Consider the following 21,093-nt stretch of genomic DNA (forward strand, 5'->3'; position numbering starts at 1 on the left):
TCGCTAACGTTTCAACTCACCAAGTGATACGTTACTATAAGGGGCTAGCAGCCCCTTTTTTATTGCCTATTTAGTGGAAACTTATGTCTATCCATCTTGTTATTATCGATGCCTTAAACCTCATCCGACGCGTGCACTCTGTTCAGCCGGACCCAACCGATATAGCAAGAACCATCACCACGACAACTCGCACTCTCAATAAGATTCTGAATGAATCAAAACCCACCCACATCATCGCGGTATTTGATCACCATTTACAAGACCGTGGCTGGCGCGCAGATGTGCTCCCTGCTTATAAGCAGAACCGCAAACCGATGCCAGAGCCATTAATGAAAGGCCTTGATGCTATCCAACAAGCTTGGTGGGAATTAGGCATTGATTCACTGCTGTCTGATGGCGATGAAGCGGATGACCTAGTCGCAACACTGGCAAAGAAAGTGGCTGACCACGGAGAAACCGTCACCATCATCTCGACAGATAAAGGGTATTGCCAACTGCTATCACCTACTCTACAGATCCGAGATTACTTCCAGCACCGTTGGCTAGACAAACCCTTTATCGAAGCTGAGTTTGGCGTTAAGCCTGAACAACTGGCGGATTACTGGGGTTTAACAGGTGTCAGCTCTAGCCAAGTACCGGGAATTCCAGGTGTCGGACCAAAAGCAGCCAAAGAGATATTAACCACCTACCCAGATATTGAAACGGCCTACCAAGCAGAAGATCTACCGAAAAAATACCGTAAGAAGTTCGACGAGCACATCGAATCCGCTCGTGTATGTAAGCAAGTATCGGCACTCAAAACCGATATCGATTTAGGGTTCAATCTGCAAGATATTCGCTACGAAGCACACGCTTAAGTCGCTGTGACTCGATGGTATTGATACAAAAAATGCTCCTTAAAGGAGCATTTTTTCACTGACACCCTAACGTAAATATTAGTGCGGTGAGATGTTTGAAAGCGCCTGAATGTGAACCGTGATCTCTTCGCGATCGTGGTAAAGGTGCTTAGCCTGCATCTTGAACTTCACTTTATTCTCAATAAGGAACACTTTTAGGTTCTCGATATCTTGCAGTACTTCATCGTAACGGCCTTTCATAGGCAGTTTAAGGTTGAATAGTGCTTCTTTCGCCCAGCCTTTGATAATCCACTCACCCATAAGGTGTGCAACGCGCGCTGGCTTCTCAACCATGTCACAGATAATCCAAGTTACGTTCTTACGGTCTGGTTCAAACTTAAAGCCATCCACCATGTGGTGCTTAATTTGACCCGTTTCCATTAGGCTGTCTGCCATCATGCCGTTATCAACACAGTGAACGAACATCGAGCGCTTAACCAATTGGTAAGTCCAACCACCTGGACATGCACCTAAATCAACACCCCACATACCTGGAGCCAGACGCTCGTCCCACTCATCACGAGGTATGAATACGTGGAATGCTTCTTCTAGCTTCAATGTAGAACGGCTTGGCGCATCTGATGGGAATTTCAGACGAGGGATCCCCATAAAGAACTGTGAGTTATTGGTTGGGTAAGAGTAACCCACAAAGCAGTGACCCGGAGCGATGAAGCATAAATGAAGCACAGGCTTCTTAGCGTTATCTTTCGCTGTCATCAGGCCTTTACCACGCATCGCTTGACGCATCGGCACAGTAAACTTACGGCAGAACTTCAAAAGCTCTTTTGCTTCGTTAGTATCTGGTGTTTCGATACGGATATCACCACAACGAGGGAAACCTTCTTTTTCAGAAAGCGCTTCAAGAATTGGAGAGATACGGTCATCGGTTGGCAGGTCTTTGATTTCAACTGCCACTGCTAGCATCTGACGAGCAAAGATCAGTGATTGGAAGTCGATCTCTTTAATCAACTTGTCCGCTTCACCTGCTTGGTAACATTCAAACAATACAAAGCCTGTATTGTTCTTTAGGCGAGGAAAACCAAACACTTCCAGTTGTGTTGCCTTGTCTTGAATTTCGCCAGCACATTCTTTTTCAAAACCAGAGCGACAATAAAGTAGTACGTGTTTCACTGAGTTACCTCTTTTATATTCAAAGCAGCGAAGGAGAAGACTCCCCAACCAATGATAAATAGTAGACCACCAAACGGTGTTATAGGGCCAAACCATTTTATTCCAGTCAGTGCTAAGCCATAAAGGCTGCCACTAAAACAAAGGATGCCGATGATAAAGCAAATTGCCGCAATGAAAAAATATTTTTGTGATTTAGCGCCAAGTTTCATCTGTAGCAGAGCACCACACGCCAATATCGCTAGAGTATGGATAAATTGGTACTGAACACCGGTCTCGAACACACCTAAAAGATACTCTGGCAAGATAGCCTTCAAACCGTGCGCGGCGAATGCCCCAAGCATCACAGCGATCGCACCAGAAATGCCTGCAAAAGTGAGTAAATACTTACTTTTCATTGAGCACCTCTTTGATAAACGCTGACAACTTCTCAACGGTTAACGCAATATTCTGCTGTTCGGTGTAACCAGAACTCTTACGAGGCTTAAAACTATGGTCGCCATCGGGAATAAACTCAACTCGAATTGAATCCGATAGATTGAAGTCAGCAAACTCTTCTCGCTTACCAAAGGTATCGCGCTCGCCTTGTAAAATAAGACACGGCTTAGCTAACTCAGCGAGATGTTCGCCTTTGTATTTCTCTGGTTTGCCCGGAGGGTGGAAAGGAAAACCCAAGCACGCCATCGCTGCCACTTTATCAACTTCAGACAAATGACTCGCCATGCGCCCTCCCATCGACTTACCACCAATCACAAGCTTATCAGCGTCGCATTGCTCTATGATCTCTTGGTAGGCTTCAAGGAGCTTAGGGGCTCTGTCAGGTGGGCGACGCTTGCCATCTTCAGCACGCTTGATCATGTAAGGGAAGTTGAAACGAATCACTCGTATCCCTTTAAAGGTCAACCCTTTTGTCACTGACTGCATGAACTCGTGGTCCATGCCGGCACCCGCGCCGTGAGCGAAGATAAAGGTGATTGGGTTGTTTTCACCATCAATGATGACGTTATTCATCGAGTAAGTCCTCTTGTTCACTTTGCGCTTTCGCTAGCATCCAGTCACGGAAAGTGGCGATACGACCCATGTCAGCTTGTTTCTCATGACAAACCACATAGAAGGCGTTCTTACTCACCAACACTTCATCAAAAGGCGCAATCAAACGACCTGCTTCGATTTCAGGCTGCGCCAACACATTGTTACCAAGAGCAATCCCCTGGCCGTGAGCAGCCGCCTGCAGCACCATGGTTGAGTGACTGAAGATAGGACCGTGATTAACATTAACCCCGTCAATGCCATTTTGCTTAGCAAACTGTTTCCAATCCTTTCGAGAAGTATCATGCAGTAACGTATGACATGCCAAATCGCTGAGAGATTCTAATGGTTTAGCTCCTAGCAGCACGGAAGGTGAGCAAAGAGGGATCAAGTATTCTTGGTAAAGCTTATCGGCTCTAAGCCCTGACCAATTACCTCGGCCATAGTAAATAGCCACATCTACATCATCAGTCAGCGAACCTTCATCCATATCAACGGCTTTGATTCTTACATCAATGTCAGGTTCTTGCTGATTAAAGTCGGCAAGCCTTGGTACCAACCATTGAATGGCAAAACTCGGCGGTAAACTGATGGTCAATGCGCCCTTTTCACTTCGCTCAAGCACTTTGTCCGTCGCTTCTGCCAGTGATGTGAAAATATCTTTGATATCCAAGAAGTAGCTTTGGCCTTCTTCAGTCAGCAGCAAAGAGCGGTTTCTTCGGCGAAACAGCTTCAAAGATAAGAATTCTTCAAGCGCTTTGATCTGATGACTGACCGCCGCTTGAGTAACAAACAACTCTTCTGCGGCACGCGTAAAACTCAAGTGTCGAGCAGCAGCTTCAAACACTCTTAGCGAGTTTAATGGGGGTAATCGACGAGACATAGTTACTCTCTAAATAAGCATTAGTTTTTTTTATCTGAAACATTATAATTTGTCCATTGCCTAGCGGCCAGAGAAATTCTATATTTCATCCCGCAGCAGCTAGCCTGAACGGCTTGATTCTCTCTAGAATCAATTGGCTTAGCTCCTGCGATGTTGTGTTTGCAAACTCGTTCTTTTCGAGTTGGGTAGAGTTCTACCAAATGTTTTGTTGCAGTTCTATACTGAAACGAGGCATGTACTTCCTGTATTTATTTTGACCTGTCTGTCAAATTTGTTTACACCGCCTTATGGGCGGTGTTTTTTTATGTGCAAAGAAATGTAACAACAAGTTTATCAATAGCTGTGCTAATTAATCTTTATTATTTTTCATCACTAATCACAGAATCAGATACCCACTCAAATAATCAACTGAACACATACAAACAGCACCATTGAGTTGCACTAAAAAGTAACAGAATACTTCAAGATACTCACACTTCTTCGGTACTTATAAACCTGTTTAGAGCTCACTCTCTCTATCAATCAAAAATTTTGAATCTGAGCATGACGATAGGACGCCCAAACTCACGACTCTGTCTGACTACTGTAAATCATTCACAATAGAAAATAAAAAAGCCGCTTACTTTTCAGTAAGCGGCTTTGCAAATGATTAACGGTTGGTCAACACTCCACTATGGGCGGTAAACCTTAACGTTATGGAAGCCTTGCTCTTGTAGGTAGAGCGCCTGTAGACGGCTCATTACACCACGGTCACAGTACAGCAAGTACTCTTTATCTTGGTCTAGGTCACCGAACTGAGTCGAAAGCTTGAAGAACGGAATGTGTTTAATTTCAACACCATCGATCTCTAGTGGGCTTTCGTCTTCTTCTTCTGGGCTACGGATATCAAGAACGATAGCGTGCTCAGCAACAGCTTGAACTTGTTCAACTTCAGGCGCTTGCTCTTGGCTCTCTTTCTCGATGTCACGGATATCCATAACACGAGCGTTCTCGATCACTTGATCCAGCACTTCAAAGTTAAACTTAGCTTCTTCTGCTTCCAGTTTGCCTTTCTTCGCTTTCACTGTTGGCTTCTTAGAGATAACACCACAGTACTCAGGCATTACTTTAGCGAAGTCTTCAGTACCGATGATACGAGAAAGGTCAATGATGTCTTCTTTGTCCCAGTTGATAAGCGGACGAAGAATCAAAGTATCAGTCACGTTGTCGATGTGGCGAAGGTTAGTTAGCGTTTGGCTAGAAACCTGACCAAGTGCTTCACCCGTTACTAGCGCTTCAATACCGAAACGCTCTGCAACCATACCACCAGCACGCATGAACATACGCTTAAGAACAACGCCCATTTGGCCGTCTTCAACGTTCTCTAGGATTTCAGCAACCACGGGTTCAAAATCTACAGAAATGAACTTCACCTTTGCAGATGAGCCGTATTTGTTCCATAGGTAGTGAGCTACTTGCTTAACGCCAATCTCGTGCGCTGGGCCACCAAGGTTGAAGAAACAGTAGTGAACCTTAGAGCCACGCTTGATGTGCAGGTAGCTTGAAACACCAGAGTCGAAACCACCAGAGATCAAGCTCAGTAGGTCTTCTTGAGTACCAAGAGGGAAACCACCTAGGCCTTTATGGCGAGCTAGAACTTGGTTTAGCTTATCGTTAGCCACTTCAACCTTAACGGTTACATCAGGGTTCTTAAGTCGAACTTTCGCTGACTCAACGGCTTGGTTTAGACCACCACCTACGTAGCGTTCAAGTTCAATAGATGTAAAGTCATGCTTACCACGACGCTTAGCACGAACAGAGAAAGTCTTGCCTTCAATGTCAGCACGGCTGCGTTCTAGTACTTGCTCGTAAATATCGTGCAAGTCTTTGAATTCAGACTGTTGTACTTCAAGAGAGTGGTGAATACCTGGAGTGTGAGTCAGAGCCTCTAACACTTCTGTGTAGTACTGGTCACTCTCAGACGTCACTTCTATATGATCGCGACGGTTGAATACCGCAACACTTTCACAGCGACGTTGAATAACGTTACGAATGTTGCACTCTAGAATCCTTGTGAAGCGCTTACGCACCGATTCACTTTTTACAAAAATTTCCGGATGGGGCTTAACAATAAATTTCATAGTACTTTCACAACATTAATGTTCAAAATTTTGAAAACGCTCATCGCCAAACAAATTAGAGAATTTACCCAGCACTTGAAGCAAGAATAGATCATATCTAAATCTAAGGGCGCGAATTATACATGAGAAAGTGAAGCAAGGAAAAGAGTGCTTGCTGCAACACCATCATTAAACTGCCTGTTATTAAAAGTAGCAGGTTTCGAAACGACATAAATACAGCAGAGAGATGATTGAAGACCAGCAAACAAAAAGCCCAACCTCATTGTAAGGTTGGGCTTTCGATGCTATCTGTTCACTACCGCGTGCACATATCGGCTACTCATTAATAACAGGCACTTCATCACTGTAAAGCGGTTCACCCTGCATGATGCTGATTTCAACGCGGCGGTTAAGGCTACGTTGCCATTCAGTATCGTTCGGCTCGACTGGCTCAGTATCGGCCATGCCACGCACTCTCAAGCGTTGATGAGAAAACCCACGAACCTTCTCCATCTCTTGAGCAACAGACACTGCTCGCTGTGATGACAAGTCCCAATTTGAGCGATAAAGCTCTGAATCAAGACGTTGGTTATCGGTATGTCCTGAGATTCGGACAATGCCCGGTACATCTTTTACTAGTTCAGCGACCTGTCTCACCAATGGGCGAAATTTAGGTTGTAAGAAAGCAGAACCCGATGGGAATGCGCCTTTCTCACGAATTCGAATAACAATCTGCTGGCCAAGATTTTCCACCTCAATCGCGCCTTGGTCGATTTCTCGTTCCAACGCTTTCTTGATGCTTTCCATCAAGGTTTCCATCTCTTGCGATTGAGCTTCAGCTTGTTGTTGCTGTTGGTCTGACTCAGAATTTTGATTGTCGTGAGTCGAAACCTCTGGCGACTTGCCTCCGGTCATCTTGCCTTGGTCACGCATGGTGCCGCCAGCTCGCTCAGATTCACCTTCATGAAACTCAAGCGTTTGCTGCGTAATATCAATAGTCTGCTGCATGATCACATCAATAGGTGTTGGCTCTGGGCGACCAGGGCGGAACTCTTGTGCAATAATGCTGGTGCCTTTAGGAATGTCTTTCACTTCCAAGCGGTTTTGTACACCAAACGCGAATTTCATCGAGCCAGCGATCTGTTTGAACTTCAGTACGTCCATCTCAGAAAATGAGAGCAGCAGTACGAAGAAACACATCAGCAGTGACATCAAGTCAGCAAATGTCCCCATCCATTGAGGTAACCCCGGAGGAGGACATTTACATGGATTCTCTTCATCCATCTTAAACTCCTCTTACGCGGGTTCACCATCAATCGTGCGCTTACCTTCGTTGAGGTAGCTCTTGAGGTAACCATCAATAACTCGTGGGTTCTGACCATCTTGAATAGCCAGTACACCATCCATAACTAGACGACGGTTAAGTGTCTCTTGGTCACGACGTAGCGCAAGCTTGTCAGCAATTGGGAAGAACACCATGTTCGAAAGAATCGCACCGTACAGAGTGGTCAAAAGTGCTACCGCCATCGCAGGACCGATCGCTTTTGGATCATCCATGTTCGAAAGCATGGCAACCAGACCAACCAAGGTACCAATCATACCCATCGCAGGAGCAACATCACCAAATGCAGAGAACACTTTCGCGCCCTGCTCGTGACGTTCAGTCGTTAATGCGATGTCTTTTTGCAATGCTGCACGTACTACATCTCCATCATGGCCATCTACCAACAGGTCGATGCCCTTTTGCATGAAGCTGTTACTGATTTCCATCTCTTCGAGTGCTAAGAAGCCACCTTTACGCGCTGCATCCGCCATCTCTACCACTTTAGCGATAAGATCTTCAGGTTCATCGGCTTTAAACATGAAGGCTTTGCCTGCAATTTTAGTCGCACCAAAGAACTGCCCCATGGTGAACTTCATCAGAACAACAAAGGTTGAGCCACCAACCACGATCAAAATGGATGTCGTGTCATAGAACATCCCGAGGCTTCCACCTAGGATCATTGCCATGATTACAAAGGCAAATCCACCAATCAAACCTATTAGGGTTGCTAAATCCACTGAGCACTCCTCATGCTTTTTTGTAGCTCTATGTCGACGATAATCTTTGTATCGGCAAGACTATAAGATCTTTTAGTAAATTCTTGGCCTAAGTATCACACTTTTCGTTTTTGAATCCCAACTATTGGCTTACTTTGCTCTTATAGGTAGCGCATAAACTCGATAAAGCTAAGGTTATTCAAGCAAAGTGAGTTCAAGCCCCTTAAAAACAAACTTTCTAGCAAAATTTCTTGGTTACATTTGACCATCTTAGCGGCCTAGGGTAACGTTCGTTCATCTTTCCAAACGCAGATTTATTATGGCTACTAAGAAACCTGAAAATATGAGCTTTGAAGCAGCAATCGAAGAGCTTGATGGCTTGGTTGATCAACTAGAAAATGGTGATCTAGCTTTAGATGATGCGCTGAAGAAGTTCGAACGAGGTATCTCCCTCGCTCGTGCCGGTCAAAGCAAACTAAACGATGCTGAACAGCGTGTTAGCATCCTACTGCAAAATGATGAAAACGCAGAACTTAGTGACTTTAACCCACAACCAGAATAACGAATTGTATGAGATCCCCTATGATCGAGACTTTATTGTCTTATCAAGCACGTAATAACGAGCAACTGAACCTTTGGCTTGATCGCCTGCCACACCAAAATCAGAACCTGATCAACGCGATGCGTTATGGGTTACTTTTAGGCGGTAAACGCGCACGTCCATTTCTTGTCTACATTACAGGGGAAATGCTCGGCTGCTCCGCTGAAGAACTCGATACTCCAGCCTCTGCAATCGAATGTATTCATGCCTATTCTCTGATTCACGACGACCTTCCAGCTATGGATGACGATGAACTGCGTCGTGGCCATCAGACTTGCCACATCAAATACGATGAAGCAACGGCAATTTTAACGGGCGATGCACTACAAACTCTCGCGTTTACTATACTTGCGGAAGGCACATTAAGTGCTGACGGGGAAAGCAATCGCGTTCGAATGATTCAACGCCTAGCTGAAGCCTCTGGTGCACAAGGTATGTGTATTGGACAAGCACTTGATATTGAAGCTGAAAACCGCTCTGTCACGCTAGAAGAGTTAGAAGAAGTTCACCGCAATAAAACGGGCGCTCTAATGAAATGTGCGATTCGTTTAGGTGCACTCGCTGCTGGCGAAAAAGCGTTTGAAGTGATGCCTCAATTAGACAAGTACGCCGATGCCATTGGATTAGCATTCCAGGTTCAAGATGATATTTTAGATATCACCAGCGATACTGAAACTTTGGGTAAACCACAGGGTTCTGACCAAGAATTAAACAAAAGCACCTACCCTTCTTTGCTAGGTTTAGAGGGCGCTCAAGAAAAAGCGCAAACTCTGCTACAGGAAGCGCTTCAAGCTTTGGCTGCAATCCCATACAATACCCAGTTACTCGAAGAGTTCGCCCGATACGTCATCGAGCGCAAGAACTAAGACAATAAGCGCGCATTACCTATGACTCTTGATATATCAAAGTACCCAACTCTTGCTTTAGCTGATAAGCCAGAGGATTTGCGTCTCCTCCCGAAAGAGACGCTTACACAGCTTTGTGATGAATTACGTACCTACCTTCTTAACTCGGTGAGCCAATCAAGTGGTCACTTAGCGTCAGGCTTAGGTACAGTAGAGCTAACCGTTGCTCTGCACTACGTGTACAACACACCTTTTGACCAGTTGGTTTGGGATGTTGGCCACCAAGCATACCCGCATAAAATTCTTACTGGTCGTCGCGACCGCTTGTCAACTATCCGTCAAAAAGATGGGCTACACCCATTCCCATGGCGTCAAGAGAGCGAATACGACACCCTTTCGGTTGGTCACTCTTCAACTTCGATCAGTGCTGCACTTGGTATGGCTATCAGTGCAAAGAAAGAAGGCAAGAACCGTAAAGTCGTGAGTGTGATTGGCGATGGCGCGATTACTGCGGGTATGGCATTCGAAGCTATGAACCACGCGGGCGATATTCACAATGACATGCTGGTTATCCTTAACGATAACGAGATGTCGATCTCTGAAAACGTAGGAGCTCTGAACAACCACCTAGCTCAAGTTCTTTCTGGCAGTCTTTACACGTCTATTCGTGAGGGCGGCAAGAAAGTGCTATCTGGCGTTCCGCCGATTAAAGAGCTGGTTCGTCGTACAGAAGAACACCTAAAAGGCATGGTTGTTCCTGGCACCATGTTTGAAGAGTTAGGCTTTAATTACATTGGTCCAATTGATGGGCACGATGTGAATGAGCTGATTAAAACGCTGAAGAACATGAGAGACCTTAAAGGCCCTCAGTTCCTGCATATCATGACTAAGAAAGGCAAAGGTTACGAGCCAGCAGAGAAAGATCCAATCGGTTACCACGGCGTACCGAAATTCGATCCAGCACACTCAAGTCTGCCTAAGAGCACCAGCTCTAAACCAACTTTCTCTAAGATTTTTGGCGACTTCCTGTGTGATATGGCCGCGCAAGATCCTAAGCTGATGGCGATCACGCCTGCAATGCGTGAAGGCTCTGGCATGGTACGTTTCTCTAAAGAATATCCAGAACAATACTTCGACGTTGCTATTGCTGAGCAGCACGCTGTGACGCTAGCAACCGGTATGGCGATTGCGGGTGATAAACCGATTGTGGCTATCTACTCGACTTTCCTACAACGTGGCTACGATCAGTTGATCCACGATGTAGCTATCATGGATCTACCGGTCATGTTCGCGATTGACCGTGCAGGTCTTGTCGGTGCCGATGGTCAAACACACCAAGGTGCGTTCGACTTAAGCTTTATGCGTTGTATTCCAAACATGGTGATCATGGCACCAAGTGACGAAAACGAATGTCGCCAAATGCTTTACACAGGCCACCAACACACAGGTCCAAGTGCCGTTCGTTACCCACGTGGTAATGGCATGGGTACTGAGATCCAAAGTGAGTTTACTGCGCTTGAGATTGGTAAAGGTCGCATCGTTCGCGAAAGTGCAAAAGCAAAAGATGGCTCGAAAGTCGCTATCCTAAGCTTCGGTACCTTCTTAGAAAGTGCACTTCAAACCGCTGACGCTATCGATGCGACAGTTGCAGACATGCGTTTTGTGAAACCGTTAGACGAAACCCTGATCAAGCAACTTGCTGCTGACCACGATGTACTGGTTACTATCGAAGAGAATGCGATCGCAGGTGGTGCGGGCGCAGGTGTGATTGAATTCTTGATGCAAGAGAAACTACTGATGCCAGTATTGAACCTTGGCCTACCTGACAAGTTCATTGCTCAAGGCACTCAAGGCGAGCTACATGAAGAGCTAGGCTTAGACGCGAAAGGGATTGAGAAGTCTATTTCTGACTACCTTGCTAAATAACTTTCACAAGCAAGCGGCATAAACGACAAAACAAAAAAGGTTGGCCCTAGGGTCAACCTTTTTAGTATCCGTTAATTAGTTTGGTGTACCACCAACTAAGCCTTCAGCTAACTCACACTAACCAACCTGCGAAATGCGCTACGGCATACAACGAAATCGACGCCATAATACCCGCCACAATATCGTCAATCATGATACCCAAACCACCATGAACTCGCGCATCTAACCAACCAATCGGCCATGGTTTTACCATGTCAAAGAAGCGGAAAAGCACAAAACCAGTCAGAAGCCATTTCCAGTCATCAGCAGGGATATTCAGCATCGGCACCAAGCTCATGGTGATCCAAAAGCCCGAAAACTCATCCCAAACGATAGAACCGTGGTCATGCACGCCCATATCATCAGACGTTACTTGGCAGATCTTAATACCAATAATGCAGCTTACAACCACCACAGCAACGTAAGCAGGGAACGGTAGCTGAACCAACAATAAGTACAATGGAATAGACGCGAGCGTACCCATGGTGCCGGGAATAATAGGCGATAAGCCACTACCAAAACCCGTTGCTAAGAAATGCCAAGGGTTTTTAAGAGAAATAAGAGAAAGTGGGTTTGTCATCAATTAACCTTAAAGTGATCGTAACCAGTTAAGTTCCAACTCAGTGGTTCACCATTATTGTGTAATTCAAAATATTCTACAGGTCTTATCTGGCCAATGCAGGTGACTTTTGTGCCAGTGTGTGACAAAGCACTTTCCAATGACCCTTTATTCTCTTCCGGCACAGTAAAGCACAGTTCGTACTCTTCACCACTGGTGAGCGCATACTGTTGAGCCGAAGCGACATCAGAAGCAAACTGGCGCAGCTCTGGAGAGATAGGAAGGCAACTCACATCAATGCTTGCACCAACCTCTGAACGCTTCAGGATATGCTTTAGGTCAGCAATCACGCCGTCAGAGATATCAATAGCAGACGAAGCTAGATTAACGAGCGCCTGGCCCGCGAGCACTCGTGGAGAGCTGATGTAGTGTCTCTCTTCAAGCTCAAGTGCATAAGGCTTAGCTTTGTTCTGTTCAGGGTTAAGTAGCACTTCGAGGCCAGCTTTACTGTCACCTAGGCTACCTGTTACGTAAATCCAGTCACCCACTTTAGCGCCATCTCTACGCAGTGCTCGTCCTTCAGGAACAAAGCCCTGTACAGTCAATGTCAGGCTTAGTGGTCCTTTAGTTGTGTCACCACCAATTAACTGGATACCAAAGTAGTCTGCGAGTTTAAAAAAGGAGTCACAGAAAGGAGCAAGCCATGCCTCATCCACCTCAGGCATGGTTAACGCAAATGAAACCCAAGCAGGCGTCGCCCCCATAGCAGCCAGGTCGCTAATGTTAGACGCCAAGGCTTTATGTGCTACCCATGCAGGATTAGCCTCAGCCAAGAAATGGGTACCAGCCACTAAGGTGTCCGTACTGATCGCTATCTCAACATTGCTTGGCGCTTTGACCAAAGCACAATCATCACCCGCAGCCAGATGTACATCTTTACGTTGTGGTTGTCGATTTACAAAATATTTTTCAATCAGGTTAAATTCGCCAGACATCACATGCCCTATCTTTAGTCTTCATATAAATCACCGTAATTATGGAGATTACAGAAATTTAGTTACAAAAAAGGCCAGCATAAAAGCTGACCTTTAGATTCAATATACGAACGTCTTATTTCTTACGAACGTGCGGTGCAGCTTTATCAAGCACACCGTTAACAAACTTATGGCTGTCTTCTGCTGCGAATACTTTCGCAAGCTCGATAGCTTCGTTGATAACCACTTTGTATGGTACATCTTCGCGACGAGTCATCTCGTACATAGCTAAACGTAGAAGCGCTAGTTCCATCAGATCCAGATCTTGCATAGGGCGAGATACGAATGGACGAAGCTTGCTATCAAGTTCCATGTGGCTAAGAGCAACACCAGTTAGCAGGTCGCGGAAGTATGCAACGTCTGTTTCTGGCATAGCAAGTGCAGGTTCTGCAGCATGATGCTCTTCTTCATCATACTTACCACCAGATAAGAACTGTTCTTCAACGGTAGCAATATTTTCTTTAGTAATTTGCCAAGAATAAATTGCTTGTAGAGCAAATTGACGTGCGTTACGACGTGCGGCTGGTTTCACACTGGCCCCCATTAGGAATCGATTTCAGAAAGAACGTTGATCATCTCAAGTGCGCTAAGTGCTGCTTCTGCACCCTTATTACCAGCCTTGGTTCCTGCGCGTTCAATAGCTTGATCGATCGTATCAACAGTAAGAACACCAAACGCTACTGGAAGAGAGTATTCCAGAGACACTTGTGCCAAACCTTTATTACATTCACTACAAACATAGTCAAAGTGAGGTGTACCGCCACGAATTACTGTACCAAGAGATACAATCGCATCGAACTTGCCTGTTTTTGCAACGCGCTGCGCTACAAGTGGAAGTTCAACTGCACCAGGGCAACGAACAACAGTGATGTTGTCTTCGCTTACTTGTCCATGACGCTTTAAAGTATCGATTGCACCAGAAAGTAAACTTTCGTTAATAAAACTGTTGAAACGAGCAATAACGATAGCAATTTTTGCATTTGGCGCTGGGAAGCCACCCTCGATCACTTTCATAAGCCTTCCTTTAACTATTTTCATCAAGTGAGAATCGCCGGATTCTAGCACAAAACTGTGAGCAATATCTAATGGTAATTTAGAAGAACAGACACCGGCAATGTAAAGATGATAATGCAGCGCCAATCCCAAGCATATAGGAACAGCGAGTAGCCAAGTTTGTGTATTGAACACGTTTTGAGTCGAACTTGGCTACTTTGCTCTTTTGGCAAGATTTATCACCAAAAGAGCCACTGAAATCATCGGTAAATTATGTCGCTACAAACGGAGAAACGTCTGCTTGTTGACATAGGATTTATTCGCAAACGTACTCAACAACGTTAAGACCAAAACCACCCAATGCGTGGTAACGCTTAGTGCTCGAAGAAAGCAGACGCATATCGTGTACGCCTAGGTCTTGAAGAATCTGAGAACCGACACCAACACGACGAGAAGTACCTTGCTTCTTAGCCATGGTTGGCTGCTCGTTCTTATCTTGCGCTTCGAATGTCTTCACTTTGTGGATCAAAGAATCAGACGACTCTTCGTTGCCAAGAATAACCAACACGCCGCCTTCATCACCAATGCGCTTCATCGCTTTATCTAACGACCAGCTGCGCTCGGTACCGCGGTCTGAATGAAGCAGATCGGTAAATGTATCATGCAGGTGAACACGCACTAAAGGAGCGCCTACAGACAAGTCGCCCTTTTGCATTGCGTAGTGGATCTGGTTATCAATTGTATCGCGGTAAGTCACAAGCTCGAAATCACCAAACTCTGTTGGTAAATGACATTGTGCAACGCGCTCAATTGTCGTTTCAGTGTTGTTACGGTACTCAATCAAGTCAGCAATAGTGCCAAGCTTGATGTCGTGCTTTTCTGCGAACACTTCAAGGTCAGGGCGACGCGCCATAGTACCGTCGTCGTTTAGGATTTCTACGATAACCGATGCTGGTTCACAGCCTGCTAATCGAGCTAAATCACACCCCGCTTCAGTGTGGCCAGCACGCGTTAATACGCCACCTTCTTGAGCAGTCAGTGGGAAGATATGACCAGGTTGAACTAAGTCAGCCGCTTTTGCGTCTTTCGCTACTGCAGCTTGAACCGTCACTGCACGATCGGATGCTGAAATACCGGTTGTTACACCCTCTGCCGCTTCAATCGAAACCGTAAAGTTAGTGGTGTACTGTGCATTATTGTCTTGAACCATAGGTGCTAAACCCATACGGTTTGAACGCTCTTTAGTCAGCGTTAGACAGATCAAACCGCGGCCGTACATTGCCATGAAGTTAATCGCTTCTGGCGTAACATGTTCTGCTGCCATGATCAGATCGCCTTCATTCTCGCGATCTTCATCATCCATCAGGATAACCATTTTTCCTAGGCGAATGTCTTCAATAATTTCTTGAGGAGTACTAATTGGCATTGTTCTATATCCTTTGAAATGGTTCTGCTTCCTAGAACCGACACTATTTAAACCTGATGATATTGCTTCGCTTTACAAAGTCTCGCTTAATTACTTTGTATTAACGGTTAGGCAAAACCATTCTGCTGTAAGAATTCCATCGTTAATCGAGATTCAGGCTCAGATTCTTGTTGCTGACCTTGCAGTAAACGCTCCATGTAACGCGCTAATACATCGACTTCTAAATTCACTTTACGACCTACATTGAATTGGTCGATGGTGGTTTCTGAAGAGGTGTGAGGAACGATAGTCAGCTTGAATGCGTTCTTGCGTAAATCGTTCACAGTCAGACTGATGCCATCGACCGTTATTGAGCCTTTTTGAGCGACGTATTTTGAGATCTCTGCTGGCATTTCTACCCAAAACTCAATTGCACGGCCAACTTGGTTGCGTTCAACAATCTCACCCACGCCATCAACGTGACCAGACACAATGTGTCCACCGAAACGCGTGGTTGGTAACATTGCTTTCTCAAGGTTAACTTTATCGCCCGCTTGGTAATCGACAAAACCCGTTTTTTTCAGGGTCTCAAGCGAAAGATCTGCACTGTAGCTGTGGTCGTTGAATTCAACGACTGTCAAACACACACCATTGGTTGCGATACTGTCGCCTAACTGAACGTCAGCCATATCAAGCTTGCCAACGTTGACCGTTACGGTGATGTCTTCTCCGCGGGGAGTGATTGCACTCAATGTACCTACGGCTTCTACAATTCCTGTAAACATTTTAAAACTCTTTTTGTTGTCAACGACACGTATGCAGTTGGAGTAACTATTTCGAGAGTGGTTTCGCTGCTATTGGTTTAGCCACAATTGGTTTCGCCACAATGCGAATATCCACACCAACCTGTCGAACATCTTTAATTTCTAGGTCAATAACGTCAGACATTGAAGTGAGCCCTAATGCGCCCATCAAACCTCGTCCGTCACTGCCCATAAGTTTAGGTGCTAAATAGAGGATTAGCTCATCCACCAGCTGTTCTTCAATCAAGCTTTTTGCCAATGTTGCGCCCGCTTCGACCCAAATATGGTCGATATGATTGGCAGGTAATTGACGCATCAGATCGTGCAAATCGAGCTGACCTGCATCTGTGGTTCCTACTTCAATATCCGCAGACGCTTCAGCCACTCTTAACACTGGTGTTGGCGACTGATATAACTTGAGCTCAGGACGCAGTTGATTTTGACGATCAAGAATCACGCGAATTGGCTGACGAAGTTCATCTTCAGCGTAATGAGCTTTAATACTGCTTGGCAACTCTGCCCAGCGAACATTCAACGAGGCGTTATCTTCAATCACCGTTTGGCTTGTGGATAACACTGCGCCCGCTTTTGCTCGGTAATTCTGAACATCACGACGCGCTTCTGGCGATGTGATCCACTGGCTTTGGCCATTTTCCAATGCAGTTTGACCATCAAGGCTAGCCGCCATCTTCAACTGAACAAATGGCATGCCAGTTTGCATACGCTTGATAAATGCAGGGTTCAAATCAAGAGCATCTTGCTCTAACAAACCAATTTCAACCTCAATACCCGCGTCGCGTAGCATTTTGATACCACGACCTGCGACTTTTGGGTTTGGGTCCTGCATAGCGCAAATTACTTTTGCAACTTGAGCCTTAATCAAACCTTCGGCACAAGGCGGCGTTCGACCATAATGCGAACAAGGTTCAAGTGTGACATAAGCTGTCGCGCCTTTGGCCTTATCGCCTGCCATTCTCATGGCATGCACTTCGGCATGAGGTTCGCCCGCTTTAGCATGAAAACCTTCACCGACGATCTGACCATCGGTTTGTACGATGACACAGCCCACATTCGGGTTTGGTGCAGTAGTGTAAATGCCGCGTTTTGCTAACTGAATAGCACGCGACATCATTTGAAAATCTAGGGGAGTAAAGTTTGACATGATTGAGGAGTTAATCCTCTAATTTAGCGATTTCTTCGCCAAACTCTCGGATGTCTTCAAAACTACGGTAAACAGAGGCAAAACGGATGTACGCCACTTTGTCCAATTCTTTCAATTGGCCCATCACAAGGTTACCAATCATCTCGCTTGGTACTTCACGCTCACCAGTTGCACGGAGTTGTGACTTAATCGTACTGATCGCAAGTTCAATTGCATCAGCACTCACTGGGCGTTTTTCGAGGGCGCGCTGAACACCACCGACCATTTTATCTTCGTTAAATGGTTCGCGGTTTCCATTCGACTTAATTACTTTAGGCATCACAAGTTCTGCCGATTCGAACGTAGTAAAACGCTCGCTACATGCAAGGCATTGACGGCGACGACGAACCTGATGTCCATCGGCAACCAGTCTTGAATCGATTACTTTAGTGTCGTTCTCTGAACAAAAAGGACAATGCATATCACCTCCAAATAATTGAATATCAGTGTAACGGAATTGCCAAACGTTAGGAAAGAAAAAGGGCCAATTAAGGCCCTTTTGTGTGGTGATTCATTGATTATTGCTACTCGATCGCCATTTCAAAAATGAGCTGAGGAGTAAAATTAACGACCAGCGTTAACCGCGAACTAAATAGTTCGCTTTACCTACCCATTTGTAACTTGTTAGCTCTTCTAAGCCCATAGGGCCGCGAGCATGTAATTTCTGGGTAGAGACTGCTACTTCAGCGCCCAAACCAAACTGCGCACCATCAGTGAAGCGAGTTGATGCATTTACATATACCGCCGCAGAACCTACCGAGTTAATAAAGCGCTCTGAGCTTTCTAGGCTGTTAGTCATGATCGCATCAGAGTGACTCGCGTTGTGTACGCGCATGTGGTCAATCGCTTCTGCAACGTCAGCAACCACTTTTACGCCTAACGTGTAGCTTAGCCATTCAGTGTCAAAGTCACCTTCAACCGCATCACGTTGGTCTTCAAAGCCAGTTAGCAGTGATTTTGCACTCGCATCAGCAACCAAGGTTACCTTGCCCGCTAAACGCTGTTTCAGCTTAGTAAGGAAAGCTTCAGCAACGGCTTCATGCACTAGCAGTGTATCCAATGAGTTACATGCAGATGGACGTTGAACTTTCGAGTTTTCAACCACATCGACAGACTTCTCAAGATCAGCGCTTTCATCAACAAAGATATGGCTGATACCGAAACCACCGATGATCACTGGAATGGTGCTGTTCTCTTTACACATCTTGTGCAAGCCAGCGCCACCACGAGGAATGATCATGTCAACATAGTCATCTAGCTTAAGCAGTTGAGATACGAGTTCACGATCCGGTTTTTCGATGTACTGAACAGAAGCCGCAGGAAGTTCCGCTTTCTCTAATGCAGACTGGATAACTTTAACCAGTTCCATGTTCGAGAAAAACGTCTCTTTACCGCCACGTAGGATACTTGCGTTACCAGTCTTCAGACACAATGCCGCAATATCAATGGTTACGTTCGGACGCGCTTCATAGATAACGCCAACCACACCAAGCGGTACGCGACGGCGAGACAATGACATGCCGTTTTCCAGTACCTTGCTGTCAATTTCGCTGCCTACTGGGTCATTCAGGCTAATCACGTTACGAACATCGTTAGCAATGCCTGTTAAGCGCTCTTCGTTAAGAAGTAGACGGTCAAGCAATGCGTCAGTTAAACCGGCTTCGCGACCTAGTTCGATATCTTTCGCATTCGCTTCTAAAATCGTTGCTGCGTTTGCTTCTAGCTCATCAGCGATGATCGCCAATGCTTTATTCTTTTGCGCCGTAGATGCGGTCGCTAGGTGGAAAGCAGCGTCTTTTGCTGCGATACCCATGTTAGTTAAATCCACGTTTAACTCTCCCTAAATTCTGTCTGTCTTTGGATGTACAAAGGCGATTCGCGATGTCTAAACTCGCGGCTCATCGCCTTATCATCACAAGCTACTCTTGAATCACGACTAGGTCGTCACGGTGAATGACTTCTGACCCGTAATCGTAACCAAGGATGTCGCCAATATCTTTACTGTGCTTGCCTGCTATTTTTGCTAGGTCTTGGCTTGAGTAGCTAGCGATACCACGCGCTACTACTTTGCCTTTGCTGTCTGTGACTTGGGTAACTTCACCACGAGAGAACTCGCCTTTAACTCGAACAACACCTTTAGCCAACAAGCTACTGCCTTTGGTGTTGACTGCGTTTACTGCACCGTCGTCGACCACAATGTCACCAGCTGAAGCAGGACCCGCTAAAATCCAGCGTTTACGGTTTTCAAGCGCTTCGGCTAACGGCAAGAAACGTGTGCCTTGTGGGTTGTCACTCAGTGAGTCAAACACCACATTTTCAGCACTGCCCGCAGCAATAATCACTTCGATGCCGGCGCGACGAGCAATATCCGCAGCCTGCAGTTTTGTCGCCATGCCGCCAGTACCTAACGTCGTACCGCTGCCGCCTGCGATCTTACGCAGTGTATCATCAATGGTTTTCACTTCTTTGATGAGCTCAGCATTTGGATCTTTACGAGGGTCAGCCGTAAACAAGCCTTTTTGGTCTGTTAGTAGCAAAAGCTTATCAGCACCGCACAAAATACCCACTAATGCCGACAAGTTATCATTGTCGCCCACTTTAATTTCGTTGGTTGCTACTGCATCGTTTTCGTTTACTACCGGAATAATATCGTGTTCAACAAGTGCGTTGATCGTGTCACGTGCATTCAGAAAACGCTCGCGATCATCGAGATCAGCACGAGTCAGTAGCATCTGACCAATCTTAAGGCCATAGATAGCAAACAAAGACTCCCAAACTTGAATCAACTGGCTTTGCCCAACTGCCGCAAGCAACTGTTTGCTCGCCATTGAGTTGGGAAGTGCGGGGTAACCAAGGTGCTCACGTCCTGCTGCAATTGCGCCAGACGAAACCATAACCACAGAGTGGCCTTGTTTTTTTAATTCTGCACATTGACGAACTAGCTCAACCATGTGAGCACGATCTAATGCCAATGTTCCACCAGTTAAGACACTGGTACCCAGTTTAACAACGACAGTTTTACGCTGTGTTGTTGTCCCGCTTTGATGATTTGTTGTCATGAAGTCTTTTATGGATAAAACAAATAAGAGGTGATGTTTTAGCAATCAAAAGGGGAATTCACAAGCAGAAAAGGTGCGAAATCGCACCTTTTTGCTTTATATAGAAGAGTAACCTTTAAAATTAGACGAATTCGACAGACTCTTCGTCTAATTGGATACTGATTTCAAACTTACTTTGAAGTTCATCAACCAGTTTTTTGTGGAAGGCTTCTTGAGTTCGAGAGACCTCAGCGACCGCCTTTTTAGGTAACGGCAAAGAATCCCAGTTACCATCGATGTTGTATTTACCGATATTGTACTTCGCCGAATATCCCTCTTCCGACTTATCTAATTCCAGCCACCAGCCCCAAAACTCGCGTTCTTCTGGTGATTTTTTATCGTTCACACATACAGACAAGCAATCAAAGATATAGTGACCTTCTTCTGATTGCGGTTCCCTCAAGTAAGGCCCGATCGCCTTTAAAACATTCAACAAGCGGTAATGCGTAGGTTGTTGTGTCACTTCTGACATATTGAATCTCCATTTTCAATGTTAAGAATGACGTTACTCAGA

22 protein-coding genes are annotated in these 21,093 nt (G+C 45.6%); 4 read left to right on the plus strand and 18 right to left on the minus strand.

The window, feature by feature from the left end; genetic code table 11:
• Nucleotides 1-83: 83 nt before the first annotated feature.
• Nucleotides 84-857 carry a flap endonuclease Xni gene (xni, locus tag CWO27_RS05530; protein ID WP_102432640.1) on the plus strand — a complete coding sequence of 258 codons (774 nt, stop codon included), beginning with the start codon at nt 84-86 and terminating at the stop codon, nt 855-857.
• A gap of 78 nt (nt 858-935) precedes the next feature.
• Here xni and rlmM read toward each other — a convergent pair whose 3' ends face one another.
• From rlmM to pomA, 7 genes are all read right to left on the minus strand, one after another.
• Nucleotides 936-2,027, minus strand: coding sequence for a 23S rRNA (cytidine(2498)-2'-O)-methyltransferase RlmM (gene rlmM / locus CWO27_RS05535; protein ID WP_017070491.1), 1,092 nt, complete (start codon nt 2,025-2,027; stop codon nt 936-938).
• Nucleotides 2,024-2,422 (minus strand): DUF423 domain-containing protein, encoded by a 399-nt coding sequence (locus CWO27_RS05540; RefSeq protein WP_017632369.1) that lies wholly within the window; start codon nt 2,420-2,422, stop codon nt 2,024-2,026. Before CWO27_RS05540 ends, rlmM begins: the two co-directional genes overlap by 4 nt.
• Complete coding sequence (locus CWO27_RS05545; RefSeq protein WP_102398338.1) at nt 2,412-3,035, minus strand: alpha/beta family hydrolase; 624 nt, start codon at nt 3,033-3,035, stop codon at nt 2,412-2,414. Before CWO27_RS05545 ends, CWO27_RS05540 begins: the two co-directional genes overlap by 11 nt.
• On the minus strand, nt 3,028-3,936 hold the full coding sequence (locus CWO27_RS05550; protein WP_017063339.1) for a transcriptional regulator GcvA: 909 nt from the start codon (nt 3,934-3,936) through the stop codon (nt 3,028-3,030). The genes CWO27_RS05545 and CWO27_RS05550 overlap by 8 nt, the downstream gene beginning before the upstream one ends.
• A 671-nt stretch (nt 3,937-4,607) precedes the next feature.
• A complete protein-coding gene (gene thiI / locus CWO27_RS05555) occupies nt 4,608-6,056 on the minus strand; it encodes a tRNA uracil 4-sulfurtransferase ThiI (protein ID WP_048658100.1) in 1,449 nt (482 codons plus the stop codon).
• Nucleotides 6,057-6,371: 315 nt separating this feature from the next.
• Nucleotides 6,372-7,319, minus strand: coding sequence for a flagellar motor protein MotB (locus tag CWO27_RS05560; RefSeq protein ID WP_017060777.1), 948 nt, complete (start codon nt 7,317-7,319; stop codon nt 6,372-6,374).
• Between the two features lie 12 nt (nt 7,320-7,331).
• The gene (pomA, locus tag CWO27_RS05565) at nt 7,332-8,096 is read right to left on the minus strand and encodes a flagellar motor protein PomA (RefSeq protein ID WP_004734406.1); all 765 of its coding nucleotides are present in this window, start codon (nt 8,094-8,096) and stop codon (nt 7,332-7,334) included.
• A gap of 298 nt (nt 8,097-8,394) precedes the next feature.
• Here pomA and xseB point away from each other — a divergent pair, with 298 nt between their 5' ends.
• The 3 genes from xseB to dxs are packed head-to-tail and all read left to right on the plus strand — an operon-like array spanning nt 8,395 to nt 11,447.
• Nucleotides 8,395-8,637, plus strand: coding sequence for an exodeoxyribonuclease VII small subunit (xseB, locus tag CWO27_RS05570; RefSeq protein ID WP_004734405.1), 243 nt, complete (start codon nt 8,395-8,397; stop codon nt 8,635-8,637).
• A gap of 20 nt (nt 8,638-8,657) precedes the next feature.
• A complete protein-coding gene (gene ispA, locus CWO27_RS05575) occupies nt 8,658-9,542 on the plus strand; it encodes a (2E,6E)-farnesyl diphosphate synthase (RefSeq protein ID WP_048664556.1) in 885 nt (294 codons plus the stop codon).
• A 21-nt stretch (nt 9,543-9,563) separates the two neighbouring features.
• Entirely contained in the window at nt 9,564-11,447 is a 1,884-nt protein-coding gene (gene dxs, locus CWO27_RS05580; protein ID WP_107898685.1) for a 1-deoxy-D-xylulose-5-phosphate synthase, read from the plus strand.
• Between the two features lie 112 nt (nt 11,448-11,559).
• Here dxs and pgpA read toward each other — a convergent pair whose 3' ends face one another.
• From pgpA to crl, 11 genes are all read right to left on the minus strand, one after another.
• On the minus strand, nt 11,560-12,066 hold the full coding sequence (pgpA, locus tag CWO27_RS05585) for a phosphatidylglycerophosphatase A (RefSeq protein ID WP_102432644.1): 507 nt from the start codon (nt 12,064-12,066) through the stop codon (nt 11,560-11,562).
• Complete coding sequence (gene thiL, locus CWO27_RS05590) at nt 12,066-13,040, minus strand: thiamine-phosphate kinase (protein ID WP_048658104.1); 975 nt, start codon at nt 13,038-13,040, stop codon at nt 12,066-12,068. The genes pgpA and thiL overlap by 1 nt, the downstream gene beginning before the upstream one ends.
• 115 nt (nt 13,041-13,155) lie before the next feature.
• Nucleotides 13,156-13,623 carry a transcription antitermination factor NusB gene (nusB, locus tag CWO27_RS05595; protein ID WP_004734399.1) on the minus strand — a complete coding sequence of 156 codons (468 nt, stop codon included), beginning with the start codon at nt 13,621-13,623 and terminating at the stop codon, nt 13,156-13,158.
• Entirely contained in the window at nt 13,623-14,093 is a 471-nt protein-coding gene (gene ribH, locus CWO27_RS05600; protein ID WP_004741508.1) for a 6,7-dimethyl-8-ribityllumazine synthase, read from the minus strand. Before ribH ends, nusB begins: the two co-directional genes overlap by 1 nt.
• A 295-nt stretch (nt 14,094-14,388) precedes the next feature.
• Complete coding sequence (gene ribBA / locus CWO27_RS05605; protein WP_004734397.1) at nt 14,389-15,498, minus strand: bifunctional 3,4-dihydroxy-2-butanone-4-phosphate synthase/GTP cyclohydrolase II; 1,110 nt, start codon at nt 15,496-15,498, stop codon at nt 14,389-14,391.
• Nucleotides 15,499-15,605: 107 nt separating this feature from the next.
• Nucleotides 15,606-16,262 (minus strand): riboflavin synthase, encoded by a 657-nt coding sequence (locus CWO27_RS05610; protein WP_048658105.1) that lies wholly within the window; start codon nt 16,260-16,262, stop codon nt 15,606-15,608.
• A gap of 46 nt (nt 16,263-16,308) precedes the next feature.
• The gene (ribD, locus tag CWO27_RS05615; RefSeq protein ID WP_048664554.1) at nt 16,309-17,412 is read right to left on the minus strand and encodes a bifunctional diaminohydroxyphosphoribosylaminopyrimidine deaminase/5-amino-6-(5-phosphoribosylamino)uracil reductase RibD; all 1,104 of its coding nucleotides are present in this window, start codon (nt 17,410-17,412) and stop codon (nt 16,309-16,311) included.
• 40 nt (nt 17,413-17,452) lie between these two features.
• The gene (gene nrdR / locus CWO27_RS05620) at nt 17,453-17,902 is read right to left on the minus strand and encodes a transcriptional regulator NrdR (protein WP_004734394.1); all 450 of its coding nucleotides are present in this window, start codon (nt 17,900-17,902) and stop codon (nt 17,453-17,455) included.
• Between the two features lie 156 nt (nt 17,903-18,058).
• Complete coding sequence (locus CWO27_RS05625) at nt 18,059-19,309, minus strand: glutamate-5-semialdehyde dehydrogenase (protein WP_048664553.1); 1,251 nt, start codon at nt 19,307-19,309, stop codon at nt 18,059-18,061.
• Nucleotides 19,310-19,400: 91 nt separating this feature from the next.
• Entirely contained in the window at nt 19,401-20,585 is a 1,185-nt protein-coding gene (gene proB / locus CWO27_RS05630) for a glutamate 5-kinase (protein WP_170960819.1), read from the minus strand.
• A 76-nt stretch (nt 20,586-20,661) separates the two neighbouring features.
• A complete protein-coding gene (gene crl, locus CWO27_RS05635; protein WP_017060787.1) occupies nt 20,662-21,051 on the minus strand; it encodes a sigma factor-binding protein Crl in 390 nt (129 codons plus the stop codon).
• Nucleotides 21,052-21,093: the final 42 nt, after the last annotated feature.

It is taken from the genome of Vibrio sp. 10N.286.51.C3 (assembly GCF_003050065.1).
GTDB lineage: Bacteria > Pseudomonadota > Gammaproteobacteria > Enterobacterales > Vibrionaceae > Vibrio > Vibrio crassostreae.

Coding starts and splice junctions, on each gene's coding strand:
- thiI (WP_048658100.1), bottom strand. CDS start 6,056: ATGAAATTTATTGTTAAGCCCCATCCGGAAATTTTTGTAAAAAGTGAA.
- ribH (WP_004741508.1), bottom strand. CDS start 14,093: ATGAAAGTGATCGAGGGTGGCTTCCCAGCGCCAAATGCAAAAATTGCT.
- crl (WP_017060787.1), bottom strand. CDS start 21,051: ATGTCAGAAGTGACACAACAACCTACGCATTACCGCTTGTTGAATGTT.
- xni (WP_102432640.1), top strand. CDS start 84: ATGTCTATCCATCTTGTTATTATCGATGCCTTAAACCTCATCCGACGC.
- CWO27_RS05545 (WP_102398338.1), bottom strand. CDS start 3,035: ATGAATAACGTCATCATTGATGGTGAAAACAACCCAATCACCTTTATC.
- xseB (WP_004734405.1), top strand. CDS start 8,395: ATGGCTACTAAGAAACCTGAAAATATGAGCTTTGAAGCAGCAATCGAA.
- nrdR (WP_004734394.1), bottom strand. CDS start 17,902: ATGCATTGTCCTTTTTGTTCAGAGAACGACACTAAAGTAATCGATTCA.
- CWO27_RS05560 (WP_017060777.1), bottom strand. CDS start 7,319: ATGGATGAAGAGAATCCATGTAAATGTCCTCCTCCGGGGTTACCTCAA.
- ribD (WP_048664554.1), bottom strand. CDS start 17,412: ATGATGTCGCGTGCTATTCAGTTAGCAAAACGCGGCATTTACACTACT.
- CWO27_RS05540 (WP_017632369.1), bottom strand. CDS start 2,422: ATGAAAAGTAAGTATTTACTCACTTTTGCAGGCATTTCTGGTGCGATC.
- CWO27_RS05610 (WP_048658105.1), bottom strand. CDS start 16,262: ATGTTTACAGGAATTGTAGAAGCCGTAGGTACATTGAGTGCAATCACT.
- ispA (WP_048664556.1), top strand. CDS start 8,658: ATGATCGAGACTTTATTGTCTTATCAAGCACGTAATAACGAGCAACTG.
- thiL (WP_048658104.1), bottom strand. CDS start 13,040: ATGTCTGGCGAATTTAACCTGATTGAAAAATATTTTGTAAATCGACAA.
- dxs (WP_107898685.1), top strand. CDS start 9,564: ATGACTCTTGATATATCAAAGTACCCAACTCTTGCTTTAGCTGATAAG.
- CWO27_RS05550 (WP_017063339.1), bottom strand. CDS start 3,936: ATGTCTCGTCGATTACCCCCATTAAACTCGCTAAGAGTGTTTGAAGCT.
- nusB (WP_004734399.1), bottom strand. CDS start 13,623: ATGGGGGCCAGTGTGAAACCAGCCGCACGTCGTAACGCACGTCAATTT.
- ribBA (WP_004734397.1), bottom strand. CDS start 15,498: ATGCCAATTAGTACTCCTCAAGAAATTATTGAAGACATTCGCCTAGGA.
- pgpA (WP_102432644.1), bottom strand. CDS start 12,066: ATGACAAACCCACTTTCTCTTATTTCTCTTAAAAACCCTTGGCATTTC.